We start from the raw sequence: 24,764 nt of genomic DNA, 5'->3' as shown, positions 1-24,764 counted from the left end.
CGCGTTGACCGGGCCATGTCTGTGCGCGCTTTTTATTGCAAGGCAGCTTACTCGCGCCGCAATGCAGCGCAAGAAGAAACTGCGTAAATTGCCCAGCCGAGCTTACCAATTTAAAGAATTTGCACGGCACGTTTACCAGAGTGAAACGCCCTTGGGCGCGATCTGCCTTGCGCGGTTGGGCGCCTCGATCTTCTGAAACGGATTGCTGCGGGGCTTGACAGGCGCGAGGTCGCGCCGCAATCAGGGACGATGATCGACTTACGCCCTGTCGGATATATTATTGGCCTTTTGGTTGCCGTGCTCGGGCTCACAATGTTGGTGCCGATGGCGATTGATTTCGCGCATGGCGATCCCAATTGGCAGAACTTCCTCGAAGCCTCCATTTTGACGACGCTTTCGGGCGGTTTGCTTGCGTTAGCTTCTCAAAACCGGCTCGGTGCGGTGATTACGTTGCAGCAAAGCTTCGTTCTGACATCGGGTGTCTGGCTTGCGCTGCCTGCCTTCGGGGCGCTGCCCTTTATCATTGGCGCGCCGCATGTCTCCTTTACGGATGCCTATTTCGAGGCGATGTCGGGGGTTACGACGACGGGAACGACTGTCTTCCCCAAGCTGAATGACCTGCCCGCTGGAACGAATATGTGGCGCGGGATCTTGCAATGGCTGGGCGGCCTCGGGATCGTGATCGTGGCGATGATTTTCCTGCCCGTAATGCGGGTGGGGGGGATGCAGTTTTTCCGCTCCGAAGGGTTTGATACCTTAGGTAAAATTCTGCCGCGCGCGATGGATATCTCGAACGCGATGATTAAGCTCTACGTCTGGCTGACGGTGCTGTGCGCGGCGGTGTATGCCTTGTTGGGCATGACCGCATTTGATGCGGCGGTTCACGCGTTGACCACGATGAGCACGGGCGGGTTTTCAAATTATGACGCGAGCTTCGCGGTCTATACGGGGGCGCCTGAATACGCGGCCTCGTTCTTCATGCTGGTCGCGTCGATGCCGTTCATCCGCTATATTCAGCTCGCGCAGGGCCATGTTTTGCCGATGTGGCAAGATGTGCAATTGCGGGCGTATTTGCGGTGGACGGCCTATGCTATCGCCGTGATCGTCGGCTACCGTATGTTCCGCCACGAGGCCGACTTCTGGCCGACCTTGCGCGAAGTGACGTTCAACGTGATCTCGACGTTCTCCGGCACGGGCTACGCGTCCGAGGATGTGACAAAATGGGGGCATCTGGCCTTCATGGTGTTGATTATGGCGGGCCTCATCGGGGGCTGTACATCGTCAACGGGGTGCTCGGTGAAGGTCTTTCGCTACATGATCCTGATTGAGGCCATTAAAACGCAAATCCGCAGGCTCTACGGCGCGCATCGTGTCGAGCGGGTGCGCTATGCCGGACAAACCGTGGGCGAGGATGTCACCAGTTCGGTTATCGCGTTTTTCTCGTTCTTTATCCTGACATTCGGGCTTTTGATTATCGCGCTCTCGCTCACCGGGCTGGAGGCGAAAACCGCGATGACGGCTGCTTGGACGGCAATTGCGAATGTCGGCCCCGCGTGGGGGCCCGAGATTACGGCGAACGGATCTGTCGTCAATTTCCCGATCTCTGCAAAATGGGTCATGATTTTCGGGATGTTTGTTGGGCGACTTGAATTGCTTTCGGTCTATGTTTTGCTTTTGCCGCGCTTTTGGCGGACGTGACGACGCCTGCCTGCAAGGCGCGCGGCATCCCGCATGAGGAAAGGCGGCGCGGTTTCCCGGCGCCGCCTGCCGTATGTCAACTTAAACGCCTCTCGGACCGCGTCAGGATCACTTCCAGCATGAGACCGGCACCGTGATCGCCCGCGCAATCAACGACAGATCCTCTGCCGCCAGTGAGCCTGCGGTCTCCGCTGCGGCGGGCGCGTAACCTGCTTGGGTGAGCACGGGTGCAATAGTCGCGGATTGCAATGCAACCGACAGATCATCAGGCAAAATCTGCGCGGTCTCGGTGCGCGCAGTTGTGCTTGGCAAAATCAATCCGATCACACCGCCGGATGCATCCAGCACCGGCCCGCCTGCGTCGCCATCGCGGGTGCGCAGCGCAAGGCGCGATTGCGACGGCTCGCCCTCGAGCCCTTCCGCGGCGGAAAACCGCCCGAAGCTCACAACCGGGCTGGACAGCGCGCCGCCGTATGAAAACCCGGCCGCGGCGATATCGGCATCCATGCGCGGCGTGCCCGATTGGAAGGCCGCAATCATTTTAGGCGCCAACGCGGCCTTGGGCGTCAAAACGGCAACGCCGGACGCGTCATTCAGTGCGATGTCGGCTTCCGTGTTGTCCACGGTCACGCGGCTGCATTGATCCAGCCCCGCGCTGGCCGTCAAAACCGACCCTTTCGCATCGATATAGAACCCTGAGCGGTCAAAGACAGGGCGGCGCACGTCTAGACCCGAGAGCAAATCGGCCTTCGCTACACCAAGCGGTTGCCCCAATGTATCGTCCATGGCGGTGTTTCCGACGGCGGTGAAGCTGTCCTTCATCGCGGAGAGAACGCGCTCCATCTGCGGGGCTTTGGCGGTGGGATAGGCCAGCGTGAACCCTTTTATCAATCCGCCTTGCAGCTTCACCTGCGTGTAGGAGGTCATCTCGGCATTGCTCCCGATCAGGGTAAAGCCGCTGCGATCCCGCTCGCGCGGGCCCTCCAATGGGACGATTTCGAGGGTTTGCATAATGTCGTAGAGGCCGAACAGACGCCCCTGATCGCCGCCTTGCGAGATCAACAGAACTTGCACACCGGATCCATCCTTCGCGGTGTAATTCGCGAAGGGGGCGCTATAGCTGCCGAACTCGACAAGGCCGAGGGGCAGATCAATCTCGATCCCCGCCTCATCGTCGCGCACGGTTTGCAGGCCGAGGGACGCCCGCTCCAGAGAGACTTCGGTCAGCAAATCGGCGCGTTGGGCGGTGGTGAGAATACCGGTCTCCTCAGCTCCGGTCGCGGCCTGCCACGCCGCCATCGAGCGGCGGGTGCCTGCGCCGAACGCGCCATCGATCCCCGCGGTGTAGAAGCCTTGCCACGCCAGTGCCTCTTGCAAATCCATCCGTTGCTGCGTGTTCAAGGCACGCTCCGAGGCGCGCGCTTCGGCGGCGGTTTCCTCGGGCAGGGCAGGGGGCAGATCATTGGTCGGGGCGGGCGCGTCAACCGCAGTCGTCTCGGGGAGATCTGCCTCCGGCGATGCAGGCGACGGCGTCTCAGCCGGAGCCCGTGTCAATTGCGCCCCGATAGGCCAGTATTGCTGGACGTAGCGAGTGCCGTCGGTGATGTAGCTATCGGCCGGGATCACCCGCTCTCCGCGCAGCAAAAGACGTTGCGCATCCGCGTCTTCGCGCGTCTCGAACGGGCCGATTGCAATGGCATACATACCGGTCGTCATCGCGAAGCCGGAGATGTCGGGCAAAGTTTCGGCCCATTGCCGCGCGGCTTGCTGGCTCTCGCTCAACGACGAATTTGCCTCGATTTGCAGCCACATAGGCTCGGCAGATGCGGATTGCGCGAAAATCAGAGTCAGAGCCGTGGCCGAGACAAGGCCGGCAATGCCAAAGCGCGCCGTAGAAAATGCCGTGGCAAATCGGGTCGAGTTCATGGGCATTGGTCCTGTAAATTGCGCGGAGGGCCGCGAGTAATAAAAGACGCAGGCGTCGTATAGGCCCGCAAGGAAAGACAGCGGCGAGGGAGGGCGTCGCAGGGCCGCAAATGGGTCATGCAACGCTGAAAATCCCGCCATTCGGGGCAAATTAACAGTTTGAACCGTGGCGTCACCCCGAAAATGCGCGCCCCTTTGCCCCGCTATGCGCGCCGCCCGTTGACCCCCGCGCCCCTCGCGCCTAGAAAGCCCGTGCTTTTGGCCCGCCTCAAAGGATCATCCCATGTCCCAAGCTGCTCCCGATCTCGCGCCGCACAACGCGCCGCGCTCGTTTCAGGAAATTATCCTGCGATTGATGACTTATTGGGCCAGCAAAGGCTGCGCCGTGATGCAGCCCTACGATATGGAAGTCGGCGCAGGGACATTTCACCCCGCGACCACACTGCGCTCGTTAGGGGCAAAGCCGTGGGCCGCGGCCTATGTGCAGCCGTCGCGCCGCCCGACAGATGGCCGTTACGGTGAAAACCCGAACCGGTTGCAGCATTACTACCAATACCAAGTTCTGATCAAACCGAGCCCGCCGGATTTGCAAGACCTCTATCTTGGTTCGCTCAAGGCGATCGGTATTGATGCCGAATTGCACGATATCCGTTTTGTTGAGGATGACTGGGAATCCCCAACCTTGGGCGCTTGGGGATTGGGTTGGGAAGTGTGGTGCGACGGGATGGAAGTCTCGCAATTCACCTATTTCCAGCAGGTTGGTGGCCATGACTGCCGCCCTGTGTCGGGCGAGTTGACCTACGGGTTGGAGCGCTTGGCGATGTATGTTTTGGGCGTCGATCACGTGATGGACATGCCTTACAACGATCCAGACGCACCGATTGCGTTGACCTACGGGGATGTCTTCCGCCAGACGGAGCAAGAATATTCGCGTTGGAACTTCGATCAGGCCGATACGGATATGCTGCTCCAGCACTTCAAAGACGCCGAGGCGGAATGCGAGCGTATCCTCGCGGCTGAGGAGGTCGACGGGGCCGGACGCCGGATCATCATGGCGCACCCTGCCTATGACCAGTGCATCAAGGCGTCGCATCTGTTCAACTTGCTGGATGCGCGCGGCGTGATTTCGGTTACCGAGCGGCAAGCCTATATCGGCCGTGTGCGGGCGCTGGCGAAGCAATGTGCCGATGCCTTTGTGAAAACCGAGGCTGGCGGGCTTGTCGCTGTAGAGGTGGCCTCGTGAATGGTAAACTCGTCGGAGGAGCGCTCGTGTTGACGGCAATCATCGGCGGGCTGGGCATGTATTACGCCCAAGTCTACGCCTTTTATAATCCGATTGAAGCCTCTGCGCCCGCCGCAGAAATTCGTTTGGTAACGATTGAGGGCGACACGTCCGAAGTTTTGCTGACGGAAGGGTTCAACGGGATTGATGCGGATAGCTCGCCGCTACGCTATCGCGGCTGTTTCTCGACACCTCTCTCGCTCGCGACATTGTCGGAAACCTACAAGGTTTACGCCGATGCGACCCCTCTCAACGCCCCGAACTGGTTCGATTGCTTCAATGCGGATGCAATTGGCGCGGATCTTGAAATGGGCAATGCGGTGGCATTTTTGTCCGAACATGAAATCGAACCGGGGATTGATCGCGTTGTCGCCGTCTATCCCGATGGTCGCGCATATGCGTGGCACCAACTCAACGAGAATGCGGAGAAGTAAATGCCGGATCTTTTGATTGAACTCTTCTCCGAGGAAATTCCCGCGCGGATGCAGGGCAAAGCCCGCGAGGATCTCAAAAAACTCGTCACTGATAGCTTGGTTGAGGCGGGGCTGACCTATGCGTCGGCGGGCGCATTGTCGACGCCGCGCCGTTTGTGCCTCACGATCGACGGACTTACCGCGCAATCACTTCCCGTGCGCGAGGAGCGCAAGGGGCCGAAAACCGACGCGCCGGAAAAAGCGATCGAGGGGTTCTTGCGGTCGACGGGCCTATCACTGGATCAGTTGGAGATCCGCGACGAGAAGAAGGGCCAAGTTTATTTCGCCGTGGTGGAAAAGCCGGGCAGGGCCGCCGCAGAGATCATCGCGGAGGTGCTTGAGGCGACAATCCGTAACTTCCCATGGCCGAAATCCATGCGCTGGGGCACAGGGAGTCTTCGCTGGGTGCGTCCGCTGCATTCGATCCTGTGCATCCTCACAGATGAAGGCGGCGCAGAAATCGTGCCGCTCGAAGTCGATGGGATCACGGCCAGCAATACTACGCACGGCCACCGCTTCATGGCGCCCGCGCGTTTCGCGGTTTCGTCGTTTGAGGATTACTCCCTGAAGCTCAAATCCGCGCATGTTGTGCTCGACAGTGCCGAGCGTGAGAGCGCGATCTGGTCGGATGCCTCCAATATGGCTTTCGCACGTGGGCTAGAACTCGTTGAAGACAAAGCACTTCTGGCCGAAGTCGCCGGCTTGGTCGAGTGGCCTGTTGTTCTCTTGGGCGATATTGCACCGGAGTTTTTGGAACTGCCACCGGAGGTTTTGCAAACCTCGATGAAGGAGCATCAGAAGTTCTTCTCGGTGCGAAATCCAAAAAACGGGCGTATCGAGGGCTTCGTCACGGTTGCAAACCGCGAGACTGCGGATCACGGCGCGACAATTCTGAAAGGCAATTTGAAGGTGCTCTCGGCGCGTCTTTCAGATGCCAAGTTCTTCTGGGAAAACGATCTGCGTATTGTCAAAAACGCTGGGCTGGAAGGAATGGGCGAAGGCCTTGCAAACGTTACCTTCCACAACAAGCTCGGCTCGCAAGCGGATCGTATCGCACGCATTGCCGCCCTTTCCGAGGCACTGGCACCAGCGCTTGGCGCGGACGTCGAACTGGCTGTGCAAGCCGCGAAAGTTGCAAAGGCTGACCTTCGCTCTGCGATGGTTGGGGAATTCCCCGAACTGCAAGGCGTGATGGGCGGCTATTACGCGCGCGCTCTCGGTCTGCCATCTGAGGTTGCGCAGGCCTGCAAGGGACATTATTCGCCGCTCGGTCCGTCAGATGAGGTTCCGGTCGAGCCTGTATCGGTTGCGGTCGCTCTGGCGGATAAAATTGACACGCTCACCGGCTTCTGGGCGATTGATGAAAAACCGACAGGCTCGAAAGATCCGTTTGCATTGCGCCGCGCCGCCCTTGGTGTGATCCGTCTGGTTTTGACGAATAATTTGCGTCTTTCACTGACAGAAATGTTCGAAAAATCCAATCCGCAAGCGGATGCGACTGATCTGCTGAACTTCTTCCACGACCGTTTGAAGGTCTTCTTGAAAGACCAAAACATCCGGCATGACGTGATCGATGCGGTGCTGGGGATGCAAGGCAACGATGATTTGACCCTCGTTGTCAAACGCGCGCAGGCGTTGGATGCGGTGTTGAAAACCGAAGACGGTGCAAACCTGATCCAAGGGTATAAGCGCGCGTCCAATATCCTATCGCAAGCCGAGGAGAAGGACGGCGTCGAATATAGCTTCGGCGCGGATCTTAAATTTGCCGAGACGGAGGAAGAACGCGCTTTGTTCGCTGCGCTGGATCAAGCCGAAGCCGCGATCCTGCCCGCTCTTAAAGCGGAAGATTTCGCCGCCGCAATGTCTGCAATGGCGGGGTTGCGCGCGCCGACGGACGCTTTCTTCACAGCCGTGCAGGTGAATGCCGAAAGCGAGATCGTTCGCCGCAACCGCTTGAACTTGCTATCAAAAATTCGCCAGATTTGCCTTTCTGTCGCAGATCTCGCGCAGATCGAAGGCTAGGCCGTTTCCGGTTGCTAAAAATATCCCCGCCGGAGGCTTCCATCGGCGGGGATGCAGCGTCTTCGAATAAATATTGCCTCAACGCAGCGTTTGGTCTTTGTGACACTTGATTGACGCTACTTCGCGCGTATGCTGCGGGCGTTAGTGGGGCATGCTGCAATGCAGAAAACATCTGAAAACGCTGAATTCACAGAGATCACGCCAACGGCGGGGATCAAGGTGCCGTCGCATGGCTGGCGCGCAAAATGTCTACAGCGGTTGATCCGGATGGAGCTACCGGTTCCGAAGACCGTTGCATTGCCCGCCGAGACGGTTCGGGCGATTGCGGCGGGGCAAATGCCCGATACGGATGGGATCACCCGGATTTTCGGCCCCTCTTTCCTCGTGTCTGTGCGCGGAAGCCCCGCGAACCCTGCTTGGGGCGGACCAGGAACGATCCTGAATGTCGGGATGAACGGCAAGCGACACGCCGAGTTAGTCGAGACCCATGGCCGCGAAAGCGCGGATGCGCTCTACCTGCGGTTTGTCCAGAGCTATGCCGTCCACGTCGAGCGGCTCGATCCTGATATGTTTGAGGCGGAACCATCGCCGCGCGCATTGGAGCAGGCGCTTCTTGCCTATGAGGCGGAAACCGATCAACCTTTCCCGCAAGACTCCGCACGCCAACTTTCCGAAGTATTGCGGTCGATGGCGCGCGCGTGGGAAGGCACATCCGCGCGGCTTCTACGTCAGGCAAAAGGCGCACCTGCGGACGCTGCGTTAGGGCTGGTTGTCCAAGGGATGGCTTTTGGGATCGGGCCGGGTTTGTCGGGCTCCGGGACGATCCAGTTTGCGGATAGTGTCACGGGCGCGCCGCAGGTTGCGGGCCGGTTCCGTGGCCAGTCGCAAGGCCGTAGCCAAGCGCAAACAACGCTTTATCTGACGCGCGATGCGCGCGGGGTGTCTCTGGAGGAGACTGCGCCCGATCTGTTCGCGCAATTGCAAGTTTTCGGCGCGGCTTGCCGTATCCGTCTGCGTGAAGAAATGCAGATTGAGTTTACCGTGGAAAGTGGCGCGCTGCATGTGATTGACGCCGTGCGAATTTCGCGCTCGTCCCGAGCGGCGGTTCGGATCGCGGTAGCTTTGGCGGAAGACAACGTGATTTCGCGCGAGGATGCCTTGTTGCGCATCGAGCCCCGCGCGTTAACTGAATTGTTGCATTATCAAGTCGACCCGCGTGCCCCGCGCGACAGGATTGCGCGCGGCATCGCCGCCTCTCCGGGGGCTGCGACGGGTAAGATTGTGTTCACCTCTGCGGCGGCGCAGGCGGCGGCGGCCCGGGACGAGGCGTGTATTTTGGTGCGGCGTGAAACCGCGCCGGAGGATATTCGTGGCATGCATGCGGCCGCGGCCGTCTTGACCGAGCGCGGCGGGATGACTTCGCATGCTGCTGTTATTGCACGCGGATTAGGCCTGCCTTGCATTGTCGGTGCGTCCGAGATTTCATTCAATACGCGCGACCGGACGTTGGTTGGTCCGAAAGGGCGCGTCCTGCGCGAAGGCGACATCATCACGATTGACGGGACATCCGGCGAAGTGCTTTTGGGCGCGGCGGAGATGCTCGCGCCGGCGCTTGATGACGGATTCCGCACGCTTTTGCATTGGGCGGATGCTGTGCGCGATATCGGCGTGCGCGCGAATGCGGACACGCCCGATGACGCACGCACGGCGCGGATGTTTGAGGCCGAGGGGATCGGCCTGTGCCGCACGGAGCATATGTTCTTCGATGAGGCACGTCTGACCGTGATGCGGGAGATGATCTTTGCCGACACCCCGCATGACCGTCAAATTGCGTTGGAGCGTTTGCTGCCAATGCAGCGCGACGATTTTACGGCCTTGTTTGATATTATGGCCGGTCAGCCGGTGTGCATCCGTCTGTTTGATCCGCCCTTGCATGAATTCTTGCCGCATGATCGCGAAGGGATGCGCGAGCTGGCGGAGGCGCTGGATCGGCCGTTGTCTGAGGTCACGCGGCGCTGCGATGCGCTGTCCGAATTCAACCCGATGCTGGGGATGCGCGGCGTGCGATTGGGGATCACCGTGCCGGAGATCTACGAGATGCAGGCCCGAGCGATTTTTGAAGCCACGGTCGAGGCGTCAAAGCGGGGCGCACCGGTCGTGCCAGAAATCATGATTCCGCTCGTATCGGCGGCGCGTGAGGCGGAGATGGTCAAGGCGCGGATTGATGCGGTGGCTGCGGCCGTGAAATCGGAACGTCGCGCGGAATTCACCTATCGGCTTGGCACGATGGTCGAGACGCCGCGCGCTGCCTTGCGGGCGGGCGATATCGCGGAATTCTCGCAGTTCTTATCGTTTGGCACGAACGACCTGACACAGATGACCTATGGCTTGTCGCGCGACGATGCGGGCAAGTTCATGGGAACCTATGTCAAGCAGGGCGTGTATGCCGAAGACCCGTTCCATATTCTGGATGTCGAGGGGGTTGGAGAATTGCTGTTGATCGGGGCTGCGCGTGGCCGCGAACGGCGCCCCGATCTGACGATTTCGGTTTGCGGTGAACATGGCGGAAACCCCGAATCAATCGCGTTTTGTCGGGCTGCGGGCTTCGATTATGTGTCGTGTTCGCCCTTCCGCGTACCGATTGCGCGGCTTTCTGCAGCACATTTTGCCCTGCTCGCACCCAAGTCACGCTAGAGTGATGAAAGTTTCATGAACCTATCAAAAACCCCTAGCGTTTCTAAGGGGATCTGTGTAGTGCGCGAAGAAAGGGCTTCCTTTAATTTGCGTCGATAAGGCCGATTTCCTCCTCCGATCACGGAAAGGGGCCCGTTGTTCACGTCGATTTTTCTAGACTCTCATCGTCCGGGTGGTCTACGCCCCCCCTCGTCGTGCAGGCTTTCGGGTTTGCGGGGCGAGGAACAATTGGACGAGATTAATGTCGAAACGTATCATTTGGGCAGGCAGTGCGATCATGCTGATGGCTCTCTCGGGAGCGGTGCAGGCAGAGGTCTCGCAAGGCCAGTTGAACACGGACGCCAACATCGGCGCGGGGATCGCGCAGTTGCTCGGCGAGGAGCGTTCGGCGATGAGCGGTGTTTCGCAGCGATTTGACGCTGTTGCGCCGCGCCCTGATGTGATGCGGGCGGGGAAATCCGCCGTGAAGATGGCCTCGGCCTCTGAGATCGAGACGCCCGAGATAGACTACTCGCGCAATTGGATCTCTGCCCAACCTGCGGCAGGCGGTGGCGAGCAGTTCCAATGCCTTGCTGACGTCCTTTACTTCGAGGCGCGCGGCGAAAGTGTTGCCGGACAAGCCGCCGTGGCGGAGGTGGTTTTGAACCGCGTTGAGTCCCCGAAATTCCCGAATTCGATTTGTGATGTTGTGCATCAGGGCGGCAAGAGCGGATGTCAGTTCAGCTGGACCTGTGACGGCAAAACCGACCGCGTCAGCAACCAAGCCGCCTATTCACAAGTCGCTAAAGTGGCGCGGGCTTTGATGGATGGCGCCCCGCGCCAGTTGACCGACGGCGCGACTTATTTCCACACCCCCGCAGTGCGGCCTGCATGGGCAAAACGGTTCACCCGTACGACCCAGATCGGCTCGCATATTTTCTACCGTCCGCGTGTCCGGACCGCGTCGAACTGATCGATCCGCGCGGATCGCATCTGATTTGTGACGCAAAAGCCCCGAACATCAAAGTTCGGGGCTTTTGCGTCATTTCAGGTCGTTTCTTAGCTGCACGCCGTGGCATGGGGCGATAAGATGTCCGCAAGCAAATGAAAGACCTGACGCATGGCCCACGGCAGTAACGACCTCTCGAACGATATCACTCTGGCCTTCGCGCATCCCGAAGCGCGCGCGGAAGCCTCCGCGAGCGCCGATCCGCGCGACCGTATCAGTTTACGCGATCATATCGTTTCGGCGGAGATTGGCGCCTTTCAGCAAGAGCGCGGCCTTGAGCAACGCTTGCAGTTTAACGTTGTCGTTGAAGTGCGGCCTGCGCCAGCACCGCTGGATGACGATGTCGATCGCATCCTGTCGTATGATCGTATCACCGAGGCAATCGCGGACGAGCTCGCAGCGGAGCGCCTAAACCTCCTTGAAACACTTGCGGAGAGAGTGGCCGAGCGCATCTTGGCGGCGCCGCAAGCGATGCGCGTGTTCGTGCGCGTTGAGAAGCTTGATCGCGGACCGGGCGCTTTGGGGGTTGAGATCGTGCGGTCGCGCGCGCCGACACCGGTGCAGCATGTCGCGGATGATGGCACGAAATCCAACCTGCATCCGCTCGTGGTCCACCTGAGCAACGATGCGATTGCCGCGCCGGATTTGGGGGTGCGTCTTGATGCGTTGGAGGCGACGGGCCTCCCTGTGATCCTGACGGTCGGATTGCCGGAGGTCGCGCGTGTCGAGAGTGGGCACCGCCCGACCCAGCGTCGCATTGACCTCCTCGCGATCGAACAAAACGCGTGGGTGCTTGCCTCGCGCGATCCGCGCTGTGTTGTGGTCGCCACGCGGACAGAGATCGACTGGGCGATGAAGCATGGCCAGATGATCGTCTGGGCCCCCTCCAAGATCGTTCTCGACGCGGTTGACGGCCCGCAAGCGCGCGGCGCGGTTGATCTGGCGCTTTGGCTGGCCGAGCAGCTGGCGGCCACGCGCTTGGAGCTGCACGGAGAGGTCGGTGGAGATCACGGGGATGTAACAGCGCCGGCAGGAAGCCGCGTGCCGGTTGTGCCGATCGCCCTCTGAGCGCTTGCCCTTCGTGCAAGCAACGGGCAAACCTGCACAATGATCTATTACAGACCGATTTTGCAGATGGGGCGCGCCCCCCAATGTGCTCCCCAGTGCTCTCCCGAGCGCGCCCCCGAATGCGCGCCGGGGAGCGCCTCTAAAACAGGAGCCGAGAATGGCGCCGCCCACCGTTTGGCGGGGGGGTGGTGTTGGTTCACCCACGCGGTCGCATGTGAACGGGGCGGGGCGTCTGAGGTGGTCAGCGCGGCCGACATTCCTGCCGCTCTCCTCGCGCAACTCACGGCGCCTCGCGCGCCAATGACCGGAGTTGCCTTTGATCGACCGTCCATCATGGGGATTTTGAACGTCACCCCCGATAGTTTTTCGGATGGTGGGCAGTTCGCGGGGATTGAGGCGGCGCTTGCGCAGGCGGCTCGGATGACGCGGGCAGATATTTTGGATATTGGCGGCGAGTTGACCCGCCCGGGCGCGGATTACGTCGAGGTTGAGGCCGAGACGGCACGGACCGTGCCAGTGATCGAGGCGCTTCGAGCGCACGGGGAGACGCGCCCGATTTCGATCGATACGCGTAAATCGCAAGTCGCGCGCGCGGCGGTCGCGGCGGGGGCAGATTTGATCAATGACGTTTCGGCGATGCAGTTTGATCGCGGCATGGCTCAAGTCATGGCGGAATTTGGCGGGCCTGTGTGCTTGATGCATGCGCAGGGCGCGCCGAAGACGATGCAAGATGATCCGCGCTACGGTGACGTAGTGTTCGATGTGTTTGATGCCTTGGCGGCGCGCGTTGAGCAGGCCGAGGCTGCGGGTATTCCTCGCGCGCGAATTTTGCTGGATATCGGGATCGGCTTTGGCAAGACGCTCTCGCATAACCTCGACCTGCTGCGTTCGATTTCGCTGTTTCACGGGTTGGGCTGCCCGCTGTTGCTTGGCGTTTCGCGAAAGCGATTCATCGGGGAAATATCCGGCACAGAGGCGGTGGATGCGCGGATGCCTGGAACTTTGGCTGTGACATTGGCGGCGCTGGGGCAGGGGGTGCAGATGCACCGTGTCCATGATGTTAACGAGATTGCGCAGGGGGTAGACCTTTGGCGCGCTGTGATGATGGGAGAGGGATGATGGGCGATCTATTCGGGACTGATGGTGTGCGCGGCGAGGCGAATAGCTGGCCGATGACGGCGGAAATGGCGTTGAAACTGGGCGCCGCGGCGGGCCGGTATTTCCGATCCGATGGTCGTAACCAGCACCGCGTCGTCATCGGCAAGGACACGCGGCTCTCGGGATATATGATTGAGAATGCGCTCACCGCGGGGCTGACCTCGACCGGGATGAACGTCCTCTTGCTTGGCCCTGTTCCGACGCCGGCGGTTGGTTTTTTGACGCGTTCCATGCGCGCGGATGTCGGAATTATGATCTCCGCGTCGCATAACCCCGCGAAAGATAACGGGATCAAGTTCTTCGGTCCCGAGGGGTTCAAGCTTTCGGATGAGGCCGAGGCCGAGATCGAAGCGATGATTGCCGGTGAGATTCGCCTCGCGCAGCCCCAAAACATTGGACGTGCGAAGCGCATCGAAGATGGCCGCGGGCGATATGTTGAATATGCCAAAACGACGTTTCCGGCCAAAAACCGGATCGGCGGGCTGAAGGTTGTCGTCGATTGTGCAAATGGTGCGGCCTATCGCGCGGCGCCGGAGGTGCTTTGGGAATTGGGGTGTGATGTCATTCCCGTTGGCGTGACGCCGAACGGCCTGAACATCAACGAGCGCTGCGGGTCGACCTATACGCAAACCTGCGCAGAGGCGGTTGTGGCGCATGGTGCGGATTTGGGCATTTCGCTGGATGGGGACGCCGACCGCGTGATGATTGTGGACGAGACTGGTCGCGTTGCGGATGGCGATCAGATCATGGCGCTGTTCGCGAGCCGCTGGGCCGAGGTCGGCCGTTTGCGAGGCAATGCGCTTGTCGCGACGGTGATGTCCAATCTCGGGTTGGAGCACTTCTTGCAAGGCAAGGGCTTGCGGCTGGAGCGCACCAATGTCGGGGACCGTTACGTCGTTGAACGGATGCGGGCAGGGGGGTTCAATCTGGGCGGCGAGCAATCCGGCCATATCGTTATGACCGATTACGCGACAACCGGAGATGGCCTGATGGCGGGGCTTCAATTCCTGCTGGCGATGTCGGAGACTGGGAAGCGAGCATCCGAATTGGTTCAGCAATTCGAAACCGTGCCGCAAATGTTGAAAAATGTACGGTATCAGGCGGGGCAAGCGCCGCTGGATGACCAAAATGTTCAAAAAGTGATAGCGGATGCAGAGGCGATGATCGCCGGAAAAGGCCGGATTTTGATCCGGAAATCCGGCACAGAGCCATTGATCCGCGTTATGGCGGAATGTGTCGATGAGGGGCTTCTGATGCAAACCGTTGACGGGATTGTTGCGGCCGTGGAGACGGCGGCGACGTAACCCAGCCCGTCACGTGAGCGAAAGACATAAAAAAGCAGGGCCGGATTATCCGGCCCTGCTTTTTGTTTATTTCAAAGACGCGATTAGTTGCGCTCTTTGTCGACCATTTTACCAGCCGAGATCCAAGGCATCATCGCGCGCAATTTCGCGCCGACTTGCTCGATTTCGTGCTCGTCATTGATGCGACGTGTTGCTTTGAAGAACGGCTGACCCACAGCGTTTTCTTGCATGAAATCACGCACGAACTTGCCGTTTTGGATGTCGGTCAGAACGTCTTTCATGCGCTGCTTTGTTTCAGCATATGGCAGAACGCGCGGGCCCGATACATATTCGCCGTATTCAGCGGTGTTCGAGATCGAGTAGTTCATGTTTGCGATGCCGCCTTCATAGATCAGGTCGACGATCAGCTTGGTTTCGTGCAGGCATTCGAAATACGCCATTTCCGGCTCGTAGCCAGCTTCCACGAGGGTCTCAAAGCCCATGCGGATCAGCTCGACAATGCCGCCGCAAAGCACAGCTTGCTCGCCGAACAGGTCGGTTTCGCATTCTTGACGGAAGTTGGTCTCGATGATGCCCGAACGGCCGCCACCGATGGCCGAGCAGTAGGAGAGCGCGATTTCTTGCGCTTTGCCCGATGCATCGTTTTCCACTGCGAACAGGCACGGAACGCCGCCGCCTTTGGTGTATTCGCCGCGAACAGTGTGACCTGGGCCTTTAGGCGCCATCATGATGACGTCAACGCCGGCTTTCGGTTCGATCAGGCCGAAGTGCACGTTCAAACCATGTGCGAAGGCAATTGCGGAGCCTTCTTTCAGGTTGTCGTGGACGTATTTTTTATAGGTCTCTGCCTGCAGTTCGTCCGGCATGGTGAACATGATTACGTCGCACCAAGCAGCGGCTTCTGCGATGCCCATGACCTTGAGGCCTTCAGCTTCACATTTTTTCGCCGATGCCGAGCCTTCGCGCAGGGCGACGACGATGTTTTTCGCGCCGGAATCGCGCAGGTTCAGCGCGTGTGCGTGGCCTTGGCTGCCGTAGCCAAGGATAGCAACTTTTTTGTCTTTGATCAGGTTCACATCGCAATCGCGATCATAATAGACGCGCATGGCGGTCCTCCATTGGTTGATGAGGGACATTACCGCAATCGCTATGAATAGGTTATGCAAAAGTTGATGTTATGCGTAATTGATGTAAGTAATCATTCCTATAAATTAAAAATATGAGATAGTCATGCAGATCGATGATACGGATCGACGAATTCTTCGTCAGATGATGGCGGCCCCCGGTCTTGGCACGGCGGATCTCGCCGACAGGGCAGGCGTTACCACGGCGACGTGCTGGCGACGCATCGAGCGGCTGAAAGAGCGCGGCATCCTGAAAGGCGAGGAAATGGTTCTGGATTGGGTCGCACTCGGCTTCGAGGTTGAGGTCTCGCTGCGGTTCTCGCTTGAGAAAACCAACCCTCGCGCATTTGATGAGTTCATCGACGCGGCGCGGGAGGTGCCGGAGGTCATCGAGATACAAACATTTCTTGGGCGCACCGATCTTCGGCTCAATATCGTTGCGCGGGATATGGCCCATTATCAGGAAATCTACCGCCGCCGGATTTTGACCCTGCCGCATATTAATGACACGGAGGCGCTCATGCTTGTCTCAACGATCAAGAATTCTGCGGATTTGCCGCTATGAGCCGTGAAACTGCGAAGATTGATGCGATTGACGCTAAAATCCTGCGCCTTTTGCAAGAGGATGCCACGCGATCGGCGGGGGCGATTGGCCGTGATTTAGGCCTGTCACAACCGGCGGCATGGCGTCGCATCAAGGCGCTTCACGATTCGGGCGCAATTTCCGGCCGCCGGATTGTGGTAGATGCCGGCGCCTTGGGGTTCGGGGTGACCGTGTTCTTGGGGATTAAGTTGGCTTTGAAGGGGCGCGTCAGTTTAGAAGATTTCGAGCGGGCCGTCACCGCCATCCCCGAGGTTCAGGTGGTCCAACACGTGCTGGGCCTTTTTGATTACCGTCTTCGGGTTACCGCCCGCGACATCTCCGATTTTGAGCGCGTTCTGCGCCGCAGGATCATGACCTTGCCCGGAGTCGGAGATGTTGAGGCGAATGTTCTGCTCTCGGAAGAACGTAGGCCCGGTCCGTTATGAGGTTACCGGACGCCGATTCCCGCGCGCATCAACGTCTTGCGAACAGATTTGATGCCGTACATTGCGCCCAGCACGCCCGCACGTAAATCGCGCAACGGGCGGGCTTCGACCATCGACGCGCGATTGAGCAAATCAATCCCCAATTCACGCAGACGCACATCATACCAGCGTTTGCGATGATAGGCCTCGAGCATCTGCGCATCGCCAAGGTTCTCTGGTCGCGCTTTGGCCAAATCAAGAAGGCATCCCAAATCCGCCAGCGACATATTCAGCCCCTGCGCGCCAATCGGCGGGATGCAATGCGCGGCCTCCGCCATCAACGCCAGTCGTTGACCGTTGAAACGCTCAGCCAGTTGCGTCTCCATCGGCCATACCGACCGCCGCGTCTCGAGTTTCAGCTTGCCCATTATCCCTGTCGAGCGCGCCTGCATTTCGACCTCGAATTCGTCCACCGGAAGCGCGGCGAGGCGGTCGGCTTCTGCGTTGCGTTCCATCCAGACGATAGCAGACGCGTGACGTCCGTCGCGGTCAGGGAGCGGAACGAAGGTAAATGGGCCGCCTGAGCGATGAATCTCGGTGGAGATATTGTTATGCGGCATGTCATGCGTCACCGCAAATGCGAGCGCTTTTTGCGCGTAATCGGTGTGGGTTACGGCGATCCCCGCCGCCTCGCGCATCGGTGACTTGCGCCCATCCGCCGCGATAACCAGCCGCGCCGTGATCTGCGCCCCGTCATCAAGGGTAACGCGCGCCTCTACTTCGCGTGTAAAGAGCTTGGCCGTTCGTACGCCGGTTCGAAAATCGACATTCGGCAATTCGTTCAGGCGTGCAACCATTTCACGCCGTAACAGCCAGTTCGGCAAGTTCCACCCGAATGGCTCATCCGACAGATCTGCGGCGTCGAATTCGCGCGTGAGGCGGGCCTCCTCCATGGATTCGCCACCCGCATCGACGATGCGCATCACCTGCAGGGGCGTCGCGTAGGGTTTTAATCGCGCCCAAAGCCCCGCCTGAGCGAGAACCGGAAGGGAGGCCTGCAAAAATGCGGTGCTGCGCAAATCCGCACGCGGGTCGGATTCGGTCGTAGCTGGTGCTTCTGGATCAACGCACATGACTGAGAAACCAGCGCTGGCGAACGCCGCCGCGGCCGTCAACCCCGCGACGCCGCCGCCCGAAATCAGAACGTCAACCGTTTCGCGCGCGGGCACGGAGGCAGATGAAAACTGTTGAGCTGTTTGCGACATGGGGGCTCCTTTGAACGCAATCTAGCGCGGTGGGAGTGCGGGGCCAAGGGGCGGCGCGATCAGCCGCCTGCGGTCATCACCACGATCAGCGCAAGAACGGCCCAAGCCGTGAGAGTCGCAACCGTGATCAACCCGCCCAAACCGAAAGCGGCAAAGGCCGCGACCATCGTTGTCACCCAGCCAAGAAAGACGAGCGCGACGAGCATCGTGTGATTATCCGCAGCGGGGCTATCGTGGTTGGCGGCGGTCTGTGTGTCGGCGTCGCCTGTGATGGCGTAATCGGCTGTGGGGGCGGTGTTGGACATCAAATTCTCCCGATTGAAGGTTCGGGACGGGATATCTACCTGCGCCGCGTGTCGCAATTTGTCGAATTGCCGCGCGCGATAACGTCGCGCGGCAATCTGGCGCAGGTGGAGGGGCTAGACCAGTTGTTGCAAAAATCCTGCAAGATCATGGGTGTGGTAGTGAACGTAGGCCGCGCGCGGTGGAGCATCAGGATCAAGCGGAGTGACGAGAACAGTTTGCAGGCCCATCGCATGTGGCGCGCGCAGGTTGCGGGGATCGTCCTCGAACATCGCGCCGTTTTTGGCCTCAATCCCCGCTTTTGCGAAAATTGTGCGATAGGCAGCTTCTTCAGGTTTGGGGAGGAAATCTGCGTCCTCGACGCCGTAAATCCCATCGAAAAGGCCACTCAATCCGCGCGCCTCGGTCACGCGATGGGCGTAGGGGGCGGTGCCATTGGTATAGACGATCTTCCGGCCGGGCAGGTTACGAATGGCATCGGCCAGATCGGGATCAGGCGTGAGATGATCGAGAGAAATCTCGTGCACGTCCTCCAGATAGGGGGTCGGGTCGACGCTATGCTCTCGCATCAGACCTGCGAGCGTGGTGCCGTAGAGAGACCAGTAATGATTGCGGAGCCGGTCGGCCTCGGGGCGGGCAACATTGAGCGACCGCATCACATAATCGGTCATTCGGACCTCAATCTGATCGAACAGACGGGCGGCGGGCGGGTAGAGCGTATTATCGAGGTCGAAGACCCAGTCGCTCACATGGGAGAAATTATCGCGCATGGGCGGACCCTATGCGCGCGTGGGCGGAAGGCCAAGCGCTATTGATTTCAGGGGGCGCTCCCGCGTAGGGTTCCCCTCGAATTTATACGCGCAATCAATGGGGTGGCGGATTGATGCAGAAAGATGCCTACACATTGATTTTGGAGGCGATTGACGGCGGGCTATACCGCCCCGGCGATCGGCTGGTCGAATCGGAACTCGCGGATAGATTCGGCGTGTCACGCACCCCGATCCGCGAGGCTTTGCAACGGCTTGAGACACAGTCCATGTTGGCGCGCGACGGGCGCTCGTTGATCGTCGCGTCGTTGGATCACAATCAGCTCGCAGAGCTTTATGTTGTTCGGGCCGAGTTGGAAGGCTTGGCGGCGAAACTGGCATCGCGGCACGCGACGCCCGAGGAGGTGAAGGTATTGCGCGATATGGTCACTGAGGACCGTGCGCATATTGGCAACCCGCAGGCGTTGAGCCGTGCCAACCGCCGTTTTCACAAGCAAATCCACCTTGCATCGCATAATCGCTACCTCGTGCAGCAGCTGGATCTTGTGCACCGTTCGATGGCGCTTCTGGCGTCAACATCCCTTGCGGCCGAGGGGCGTGGCGAGACGGCATTGGCCGAGCATAAGGCAATCGTCGATGCCATAGGCGCGGGTGACGGCGAAGCGGCGCAGCTTGCGTTGCGGGCGCATATCTCGAAAGCGTTTGAGACGCGGCTGAAGTTGGACGCGGCGAGCAGTCAGCGCGCGGAGTTGGGTGAGTGAGGGGTGACGCCCTATTTTAACCCCGTGTAGCACCGCGCAAGGCTAATTGTGGAACTTCATGGCTTTTGGCACTTCAAAACGAAGCCGCGCTGTTGCCCGGGGTGGTCTGTTCATTTGCGTCCGAACCCGGTGTCGCAGGCACAATTGCCCCATGCGCATCGAAGATCCCGTGGGTCGTTTTATCCCAATAATAAGGGGCGACGATTGCTTCATAGATGGCCTTCCAACCAGCCAATGCGCCCAGCGGGAAATAGAGGTTGAGTGTGAATGTCCAAGGCATGAGGTGTCGATGCTGGGGCGCGCGAACAGCCCAGAGCGAGACACATAGATTAACGATTTCGACGAGAACGAAACTGGATCCCATCGCGATCACCCATAGTTTCGGGAGATAGGCGGAAACAGGGTGCCAAATCCCGAACGGAATGAGCCAGAAGCTCCACAAAAGAGGAATGAGCAGATACTGGCTGAGGGTGCCGAAGAACTGGATCTGAAACCCGAACCAGCGCCACGCGCCCAAATCGCGCCAAAGTGCCACCGGATCGCGCATATGTACGCCCCATGTGATCGCGTAGCCCTTCAGCCAGCGGGAGCGTTGCTTTACCCATGGAAGGGCGCGGCAGTTTGCCTCCTCGTGGGTGACCGTCTGGACAAGCGCTGTGCGATAGCCGTAGCGCGCGAGACGCACGCCGAGATCGGCATCTTCGGTGACGTTATGCGCATCCCAGCCGCCGAGACGTTCGATCGCCTCACGCCGGAAGAACAAGGTCGTCCCGCCCAGCGGAACGACGAGGCCCATCTTCGCCACGCCCGGGAGCATGGCACGAAACCAACTCGCATATTCAATCGTGAAACACCTGGCCAACCAGTTGGTCCGCGGGTTGTAGTAATCCAGTATGCCTTGCACACAGGCCAAGTCTGGGCCGCGTTGTGAGAACCTTCGGACAACCGTGTGGATCTGATCCGGATCGGGCGCATCTTCCGCGTCATACACCCCGATCAAAGATCCGCGACAGAAATTGAGCGCATAGTTTAACGCCCTCGGCTTGGTCTTGATCGGACCATTGGGAACCTTCACGACCCTGATCCAACGGGGCAGGGTGGTTTGCTCGATCGTCTGTATGGTGACCTCGTCGCTTTGCTCGACCACGATCATAATATCAAGCAACTCGCGCGGATAATTTAGGCGCGACAGGCGCACGAGCAGCTTGCTCGCGATGTCGCGCTCCTTAAACAGGGGAACCATGATCGATACGATGGGGAGGCGAATAAGATTTGCCTCAGTGTCAACCGCATCGGGATGTGTTGCATTTGTGATAAATGCGGCAACCTTCAACGCTGTGCAGACCACCATAGACAGCAGCATCCAAGCGACCAGCGCGCCCAGCATCCCCACCGGCGTGTAGGCCAGCCCCAAAATTATGACTGCAACGATGCCAATCATGATCCGCGAAAGCCGTTTCTCGTCGCGTGTCCGGCAGCTTTCACTGGGTTTGACGCGCGTTTCGGCTTTGCGGATCAGTGAAGTCTGGCGGCGGGCGAGCAAGCTTTCATGGATGTCGCGTTCGGCGGCGAGAACCATCGCATAGGGGCCGAGCTCGGGCGGCAGATCGTCACGCATCGCGCGATATTCCTCTGGACGTGCCGTCGCGATGACCGTTGTGCCTCCGATCCTTGTCCAAGGCACCATGGAGCGCGCGAGGCAGGCTTCCGCAGAGATCTTGTCAATCAGGCGCGGGTCGGGCGGTGTCGCCACCAGATCAACGACGGTTGCGTTCCATTGACGGGCGAGAGCGGCCATCAGATCGTTCTCGCGGACCCAGCCATGCGCAAGAAGGATATCGCCCAAACGGACATCCTGACGTTCGCGCAACGAAAGAGCTTTGAGCAGATTGCCGGGGTCAACCGCGCCGGCCTCTAGCAAAAGCTGCCCCAAGGGCGTCCGTTTTGGCGAGGGTTGTGTCAGCGGGGGCTGGTCAACCGAAACCGGCCTACCCTCAGCGCGGGCCAGATCGGATGCGATTTGTGGCGCGATCAGTGCGCTAGCGTTGAGATCGGGAGCATTTTGCGAAAGTCGCGCGTTGATCGCCTGCGTATGGTCCTGTGATGGGGGATCATTCAGGGCAGGATCGACATAAGAATGATCTTCCCCCACAGCGCGGAGATGCTGTTGGGCCTTTCCCTTGAAGCGTTTTTGGATCGGGATAATCATTCGGCACCAGTACTGAGAACACCACGCTATCGCAGGAGCTTAGCGCACGAATGGTTAATCTCTCGTTAATGTCTTGGACACGCAGGGCCAGCCGGCGAAGTTCCCGCCGCATCGGTGTCGCAAACAAAATGCGCGGCCTTGGGGGCCGCGCATTTTGTTTGGAGTCTTTGTGAAGCTGTTAGGCCTTCGCGCGCTCGCGCATAGCGTCTGCGAAACGCTCAAACAGGTAATAGCTGTCTTGCGGGCCGGGGGAGGCTTCAGGGTGATATTGCACGGAAAACACCGGCTTGTTCTCGACCCGAATACCGCAGTTCGATCCGTCAAACAGCGAGACATGCGTCTCCTTGACGCCTGCAGGCAGGGTCTGCGCATCGACGGCAAAACCGTGGTTCATCGACGTGATTTCGACTTTGCCCGTCTCGTTGTCTTTTACCGGATGGTTTGCGCCATGGTGGCCGTGGTTCATCTTGATCGTCTGTGCGCCAAGCGCCAGTGCGAGCATTTGATGCCCAAGGCAGATCCCGAAGACGGGGAGGTCAGCTTCCAAAACGCCCTTGATCATCGGGACGGCATAAGCACCCGTCGCCGCAGGGTCGCCCGGGCCATTCGAGAGGAACACGCCAGCCGGGTTCAGCGCGAGCACCTCCTCCGCGGTCGCGGTTGCGGGCAGCACGGTCACATCACAGCCCGCAGAGGCGAGACAGCGCAGGATGTTGCGCTTTGCACCGAAATCGACCGCCACGACCTTCAGGCCCTCGGTCTCGCGCTTGGAATAGCCCTCAGGCCATGCCCAGAGCATTTCATTCCACTGGTAGCTTTGCGCGCAGGTGACGTCTTTCGCGAGGTCAAGCCCGACGAGGCCAGACCATCCGCGCGCCTTTTTCACAAGGGCCTCAACGTCAAAAACGCCGTCCGGGTTATAGGCGATGGCCACATGCGGCGCGCCTTGCTGGCGGATCGCACGGGTCAAGCGGCGGGTATCGATGCCGCCAACGCCGATGCGGCCGTTTTTGATCAGCCACTCATTCAAATTGCCCGTCGCGCGCCAATTCGATGGCTCGGTCGGGTCCCATTTCACGACCATGCCGGCTGCGGCTGGTGTGGCGCCTTCCTCGTCTTCCAGCGTCACGCCGGTGTTGCCGATGTGCGGGAAGGTGAATGTGACGACTTGACCCGCGTAGGATGGGTCGGTCATAATTTCCTGATAGCCGGTCATAGCGGTGTTAAACACCAGCTCGGCAACCGTTTCTCCGGTCGCGCCGAAGCCTTTTCCGTAGAAAAGCTGGCCATCGGCCAGAGCGATCAGGGCTGTCGGATTTTCGGCTGCAATGTGACTTGCGGGCATGGCGCGACTCCCTATGGCAAAATCTGCCAGAACCTACGGGCAGGGGGTGCTGGGGTCAAGGGGTGAAAATTCTTTATCTTATGCATTTAAAACAATGACTTAGCTTCGTTGCAGGTGGCGGAGGTTTTCGGTATTCTATCCGCTCGAATTCTCGAGAGGGATCAAGGTATGGAATTGCGTGAGCGGATCTCGTCGGCTTTGAAAGAAGCGATGCGGTCAAAAGAAGCGGAACGTTTGTCGACGTTGCGGCTGATCAATGCAGCAATCAAGGATCGCGAGATCGCTTTGCGCGCGGGCACGGATGAAGCTGTCGTCGGCGATGCCGAACTGCTTGCGATCATGGGCAAAATGGTCAAACAGCGCCAAGAAAGCGCGCGCGCCTATGAAGAGGGCGGGCGGCTGGAATTGGCGGAAAAGGAACTCTCCGAGGTCAAGGTGATCGAGGAGTTTCTGCCGCGCCAATTGACCGAGGCAGAGGTGGTCGCCGCTGTGCAAGCGGCAGTTGAGGCCACCGGCGCGAGTTCGTTGCGCGACATGGGGCGCGTGATGGCGGAGCTGAAATCCAAATACACCGGACAGATGGATTTTGGCGCTGTGGGTGCAATGGTTAAAGGCAGCTTGGGCTAAGGCCATTCGCGAGCCAGATTGAAATAGTGTGGGCGCCGCCCGTTGGGGCGGCGTTTTACGTTTCGGGGACAGCGCCCTGCCGCGCGGCTTTGAGAAGAATCGCGAGTTCAGCGCTCAGCCTGCGACGTTCCCCGGGGGTCAAAAATGCCCCAAGTTCGACGGAACGCGACCCGCCCTCAAGGGTGAGGTAATCTGGCAGGGGTTTTTCATGGGTGCGAATGCGGACCCAATAGGGATTCGCCTCCCAATTCTGGGCCGGAATCGCGCGGCCCCGTTGCCGCCGTGCCACGCGGCGGCTGAGATGCATGTCACCATGGCTGATGCGCAAAACTTCCAAGATCTCGCCGTCGCGGTAGCTGCGCTGTAATGCGAACCAGATCGCCCAAACCGCAGCGGCCAGAAACGGCAAGACCACCCAAAGCGCGGTGAGGCCAATCAGCGCCGTGAGTGGCAGCGCGAGGAAGGAGCAGGTCAGCCCGATGAAGATCACAAACCCACTGCGCGGGAGCGACCGATACGGCCACAGGTGCACTTCAGCGGGCAATGAGAGCGGTGCGTCGCGCAGCCGCTCCGCCTGCAGGGGAGGCGCGGTGCGCGGGGCGTCAGGCGTGTCGCGAACGGTTCTTGGGGTAACCCATTCATAGGGCATAGCGGGCTCGGGATTGGTGATGCTGCGCTCAAGATAGAGCCATAGCGCAAAAGCAAAACCCCCCGATGTTGCCATCGGAGGGTTTTTTTATCA

21 protein-coding genes are annotated in these 24,764 nt (G+C 59.6%); 13 read left to right on the top strand and 8 right to left on the bottom strand.

The genetic code is table 11. The features are described 5' to 3' along the window. Positions 1 to 249 precede the first annotated feature (249 nt). Positions 250 to 1,698, top strand: a complete 1,449-nt coding sequence (locus SJY32_RS10055; RefSeq protein WP_376874432.1) for a TrkH family potassium uptake protein — start codon at positions 250 to 252, stop codon at positions 1,696 to 1,698. A gap of 108 nt (positions 1,699 to 1,806) precedes the next feature. Here the strand turns inward: SJY32_RS10055 and SJY32_RS10050 are convergent, their stop codons facing one another. Then, the gene (locus tag SJY32_RS10050) at positions 1,807 to 3,624 is read right to left on the bottom strand and encodes a trypsin-like peptidase domain-containing protein (protein WP_376874430.1); all 1,818 of its coding nucleotides are present in this window, start codon (positions 3,622 to 3,624) and stop codon (positions 1,807 to 1,809) included. Positions 3,625 to 3,907: 283 nt separating this feature from the next. Here SJY32_RS10050 and SJY32_RS10045 point away from each other — a divergent pair, with 283 nt between their 5' ends. The 8 genes from SJY32_RS10045 to glmM all read left to right on the top strand — a co-directional run bounded on the left by SJY32_RS10045 (position 3,908) and on the right by glmM (position 14,613). Continuing rightward, the gene (locus tag SJY32_RS10045; protein ID WP_376874428.1) at positions 3,908 to 4,867 is read left to right on the top strand and encodes a glycine--tRNA ligase subunit alpha; all 960 of its coding nucleotides are present in this window, start codon (positions 3,908 to 3,910) and stop codon (positions 4,865 to 4,867) included. Further along, on the top strand, positions 4,864 to 5,340 hold the full coding sequence (locus SJY32_RS10040) for a DUF6446 family protein (RefSeq protein ID WP_376874426.1): 477 nt from the start codon (positions 4,864 to 4,866) through the stop codon (positions 5,338 to 5,340). The genes SJY32_RS10045 and SJY32_RS10040 overlap by 4 nt, the downstream gene beginning before the upstream one ends. Further along, positions 5,341 to 7,401 (top strand): glycine--tRNA ligase subunit beta, encoded by a 2,061-nt coding sequence (gene glyS, locus SJY32_RS10035; RefSeq protein ID WP_376874424.1) that lies wholly within the window; start codon positions 5,341 to 5,343, stop codon positions 7,399 to 7,401. A 159-nt stretch (positions 7,402 to 7,560) separates the two neighbouring features. Next, on the top strand, positions 7,561 to 10,095 hold the full coding sequence (locus SJY32_RS10030) for a putative PEP-binding protein (protein ID WP_376874422.1): 2,535 nt from the start codon (positions 7,561 to 7,563) through the stop codon (positions 10,093 to 10,095). 241 nt (positions 10,096 to 10,336) lie between these two features. Beyond that, positions 10,337 to 11,047 carry a cell wall hydrolase gene (locus SJY32_RS10025; protein ID WP_376874420.1) on the top strand — a complete coding sequence of 237 codons (711 nt, stop codon included), beginning with the start codon at positions 10,337 to 10,339 and terminating at the stop codon, positions 11,045 to 11,047. A gap of 147 nt (positions 11,048 to 11,194) precedes the next feature. Next, on the top strand, positions 11,195 to 12,151 hold the full coding sequence (locus SJY32_RS10020; RefSeq protein WP_376874418.1) for a dihydroneopterin aldolase: 957 nt from the start codon (positions 11,195 to 11,197) through the stop codon (positions 12,149 to 12,151). A gap of 39 nt (positions 12,152 to 12,190) precedes the next feature. Beyond that, on the top strand, positions 12,191 to 13,270 hold the full coding sequence (folP, locus tag SJY32_RS10015; RefSeq protein WP_376874416.1) for a dihydropteroate synthase: 1,080 nt from the start codon (positions 12,191 to 12,193) through the stop codon (positions 13,268 to 13,270). Next, positions 13,267 to 14,613 (top strand): phosphoglucosamine mutase, encoded by a 1,347-nt coding sequence (gene glmM, locus SJY32_RS10010; RefSeq protein ID WP_376874413.1) that lies wholly within the window; start codon positions 13,267 to 13,269, stop codon positions 14,611 to 14,613. Before folP ends, glmM begins: the two co-directional genes overlap by 4 nt. Before the next feature lie 83 nt (positions 14,614 to 14,696). Here the strand turns inward: glmM and ilvC are convergent, their stop codons facing one another. Continuing rightward, complete coding sequence (ilvC, locus tag SJY32_RS10005) at positions 14,697 to 15,719, bottom strand: ketol-acid reductoisomerase (RefSeq protein ID WP_376874411.1); 1,023 nt, start codon at positions 15,717 to 15,719, stop codon at positions 14,697 to 14,699. A gap of 124 nt (positions 15,720 to 15,843) precedes the next feature. On the opposite strand from ilvC, the gene SJY32_RS10000 reads away from it, so the two are divergent. Together SJY32_RS10000 and SJY32_RS09995 are read left to right on the top strand one after the other, a co-directional pair. Continuing rightward, on the top strand, positions 15,844 to 16,302 hold the full coding sequence (locus SJY32_RS10000; RefSeq protein ID WP_376874409.1) for an Lrp/AsnC family transcriptional regulator: 459 nt from the start codon (positions 15,844 to 15,846) through the stop codon (positions 16,300 to 16,302). Next, positions 16,299 to 16,766 carry an Lrp/AsnC family transcriptional regulator gene (locus SJY32_RS09995; RefSeq protein ID WP_376874407.1) on the top strand — a complete coding sequence of 156 codons (468 nt, stop codon included), beginning with the start codon at positions 16,299 to 16,301 and terminating at the stop codon, positions 16,764 to 16,766. Before SJY32_RS10000 ends, SJY32_RS09995 begins: the two co-directional genes overlap by 4 nt. A gap of 2 nt (positions 16,767 to 16,768) precedes the next feature. Here the strand turns inward: SJY32_RS09995 and SJY32_RS09990 are convergent, their stop codons facing one another. The 3 genes from SJY32_RS09990 to SJY32_RS09980 all read right to left on the bottom strand — a co-directional run bounded on the left by SJY32_RS09990 (position 16,769) and on the right by SJY32_RS09980 (position 19,083). Continuing rightward, positions 16,769 to 18,010 (bottom strand): UbiH/UbiF family hydroxylase, encoded by a 1,242-nt coding sequence (locus tag SJY32_RS09990; protein ID WP_376874405.1) that lies wholly within the window; start codon positions 18,008 to 18,010, stop codon positions 16,769 to 16,771. A gap of 59 nt (positions 18,011 to 18,069) precedes the next feature. Beyond that, a complete protein-coding gene (locus SJY32_RS09985) occupies positions 18,070 to 18,315 on the bottom strand; it encodes a hypothetical protein (RefSeq protein ID WP_376874403.1) in 246 nt (81 codons plus the stop codon). Positions 18,316 to 18,429: 114 nt separating this feature from the next. Continuing rightward, positions 18,430 to 19,083, bottom strand: a complete 654-nt coding sequence (locus SJY32_RS09980; protein WP_376874401.1) for a pyrimidine 5'-nucleotidase — start codon at positions 19,081 to 19,083, stop codon at positions 18,430 to 18,432. A 113-nt stretch (positions 19,084 to 19,196) separates the two neighbouring features. On the opposite strand from SJY32_RS09980, the gene SJY32_RS09975 reads away from it, so the two are divergent. Next, positions 19,197 to 19,841 carry a GntR family transcriptional regulator gene (locus SJY32_RS09975; RefSeq protein ID WP_376874399.1) on the top strand — a complete coding sequence of 215 codons (645 nt, stop codon included), beginning with the start codon at positions 19,197 to 19,199 and terminating at the stop codon, positions 19,839 to 19,841. 73 nt (positions 19,842 to 19,914) lie between these two features. Here SJY32_RS09975 and SJY32_RS09970 read toward each other — a convergent pair whose 3' ends face one another. Together SJY32_RS09970 and carA are read right to left on the bottom strand one after the other, a co-directional pair. Then, complete coding sequence (locus tag SJY32_RS09970; protein WP_376874397.1) at positions 19,915 to 22,050, bottom strand: glycosyltransferase; 2,136 nt, start codon at positions 22,048 to 22,050, stop codon at positions 19,915 to 19,917. 178 nt (positions 22,051 to 22,228) lie between these two features. After that, on the bottom strand, positions 22,229 to 23,395 hold the full coding sequence (gene carA / locus SJY32_RS09965) for a glutamine-hydrolyzing carbamoyl-phosphate synthase small subunit (protein WP_376874395.1): 1,167 nt from the start codon (positions 23,393 to 23,395) through the stop codon (positions 22,229 to 22,231). 168 nt (positions 23,396 to 23,563) lie between these two features. On the opposite strand from carA, the gene SJY32_RS09960 reads away from it, so the two are divergent. Then, positions 23,564 to 24,022 (top strand): GatB/YqeY domain-containing protein, encoded by a 459-nt coding sequence (locus SJY32_RS09960; RefSeq protein ID WP_376874393.1) that lies wholly within the window; start codon positions 23,564 to 23,566, stop codon positions 24,020 to 24,022. A gap of 55 nt (positions 24,023 to 24,077) precedes the next feature. Here the strand turns inward: SJY32_RS09960 and SJY32_RS09955 are convergent, their stop codons facing one another. Then, complete coding sequence (locus tag SJY32_RS09955; RefSeq protein WP_376874391.1) at positions 24,078 to 24,746, bottom strand: DUF2244 domain-containing protein; 669 nt, start codon at positions 24,744 to 24,746, stop codon at positions 24,078 to 24,080. Positions 24,747 to 24,764: the final 18 nt, after the last annotated feature.

It is taken from the genome of Albirhodobacter sp. R86504 (assembly GCF_042466415.1).
Classification (GTDB): domain Bacteria; phylum Pseudomonadota; class Alphaproteobacteria; order Rhodobacterales; family Rhodobacteraceae; genus Albirhodobacter.
This window is presented reverse-complemented; position numbering and strand designations above follow the sequence as displayed.

Bases quoted from the DNA above. Each gene is read 5' to 3' on its own strand.
- SJY32_RS10045 (WP_376874428.1), top strand. From the start codon at position 3,908: ATGTCCCAAGCTGCTCCCGATCTCGCGCCGCACAACGCGCCGCGCTCG.
- SJY32_RS10025 (WP_376874420.1), top strand. From the start codon at position 10,337: ATGTCGAAACGTATCATTTGGGCAGGCAGTGCGATCATGCTGATGGCT.
- SJY32_RS09970 (WP_376874397.1), bottom strand. From the start codon at position 22,050: ATGATTATCCCGATCCAAAAACGCTTCAAGGGAAAGGCCCAACAGCAT.
- SJY32_RS10030 (WP_376874422.1), top strand. From the start codon at position 7,561: ATGCAGAAAACATCTGAAAACGCTGAATTCACAGAGATCACGCCAACG.
- SJY32_RS09955 (WP_376874391.1), bottom strand. From the start codon at position 24,746: ATGGCAACATCGGGGGGTTTTGCTTTTGCGCTATGGCTCTATCTTGAG.
- SJY32_RS09960 (WP_376874393.1), top strand. From the start codon at position 23,564: ATGGAATTGCGTGAGCGGATCTCGTCGGCTTTGAAAGAAGCGATGCGG.
- carA (WP_376874395.1), bottom strand. From the start codon at position 23,395: ATGCCCGCAAGTCACATTGCAGCCGAAAATCCGACAGCCCTGATCGCT.
- SJY32_RS10050 (WP_376874430.1), bottom strand. From the start codon at position 3,624: ATGAACTCGACCCGATTTGCCACGGCATTTTCTACGGCGCGCTTTGGC.
- SJY32_RS09980 (WP_376874401.1), bottom strand. From the start codon at position 19,083: ATGCGCGATAATTTCTCCCATGTGAGCGACTGGGTCTTCGACCTCGAT.
- ilvC (WP_376874411.1), bottom strand. From the start codon at position 15,719: ATGCGCGTCTATTATGATCGCGATTGCGATGTGAACCTGATCAAAGAC.
- SJY32_RS09995 (WP_376874407.1), top strand. From the start codon at position 16,299: ATGAGCCGTGAAACTGCGAAGATTGATGCGATTGACGCTAAAATCCTG.
- SJY32_RS10000 (WP_376874409.1), top strand. From the start codon at position 15,844: ATGCAGATCGATGATACGGATCGACGAATTCTTCGTCAGATGATGGCG.
- glyS (WP_376874424.1), top strand. From the start codon at position 5,341: ATGCCGGATCTTTTGATTGAACTCTTCTCCGAGGAAATTCCCGCGCGG.
- glmM (WP_376874413.1), top strand. From the start codon at position 13,267: ATGATGGGCGATCTATTCGGGACTGATGGTGTGCGCGGCGAGGCGAAT.
- SJY32_RS09990 (WP_376874405.1), bottom strand. From the start codon at position 18,010: ATGTCGCAAACAGCTCAACAGTTTTCATCTGCCTCCGTGCCCGCGCGC.
- SJY32_RS10055 (WP_376874432.1), top strand. From the start codon at position 250: ATGATCGACTTACGCCCTGTCGGATATATTATTGGCCTTTTGGTTGCC.
- folP (WP_376874416.1), top strand. From the start codon at position 12,191: ATGATCTATTACAGACCGATTTTGCAGATGGGGCGCGCCCCCCAATGT.
- SJY32_RS10020 (WP_376874418.1), top strand. From the start codon at position 11,195: ATGGCCCACGGCAGTAACGACCTCTCGAACGATATCACTCTGGCCTTC.
- SJY32_RS09975 (WP_376874399.1), top strand. From the start codon at position 19,197: ATGCAGAAAGATGCCTACACATTGATTTTGGAGGCGATTGACGGCGGG.
- SJY32_RS09985 (WP_376874403.1), bottom strand. From the start codon at position 18,315: ATGTCCAACACCGCCCCCACAGCCGATTACGCCATCACAGGCGACGCC.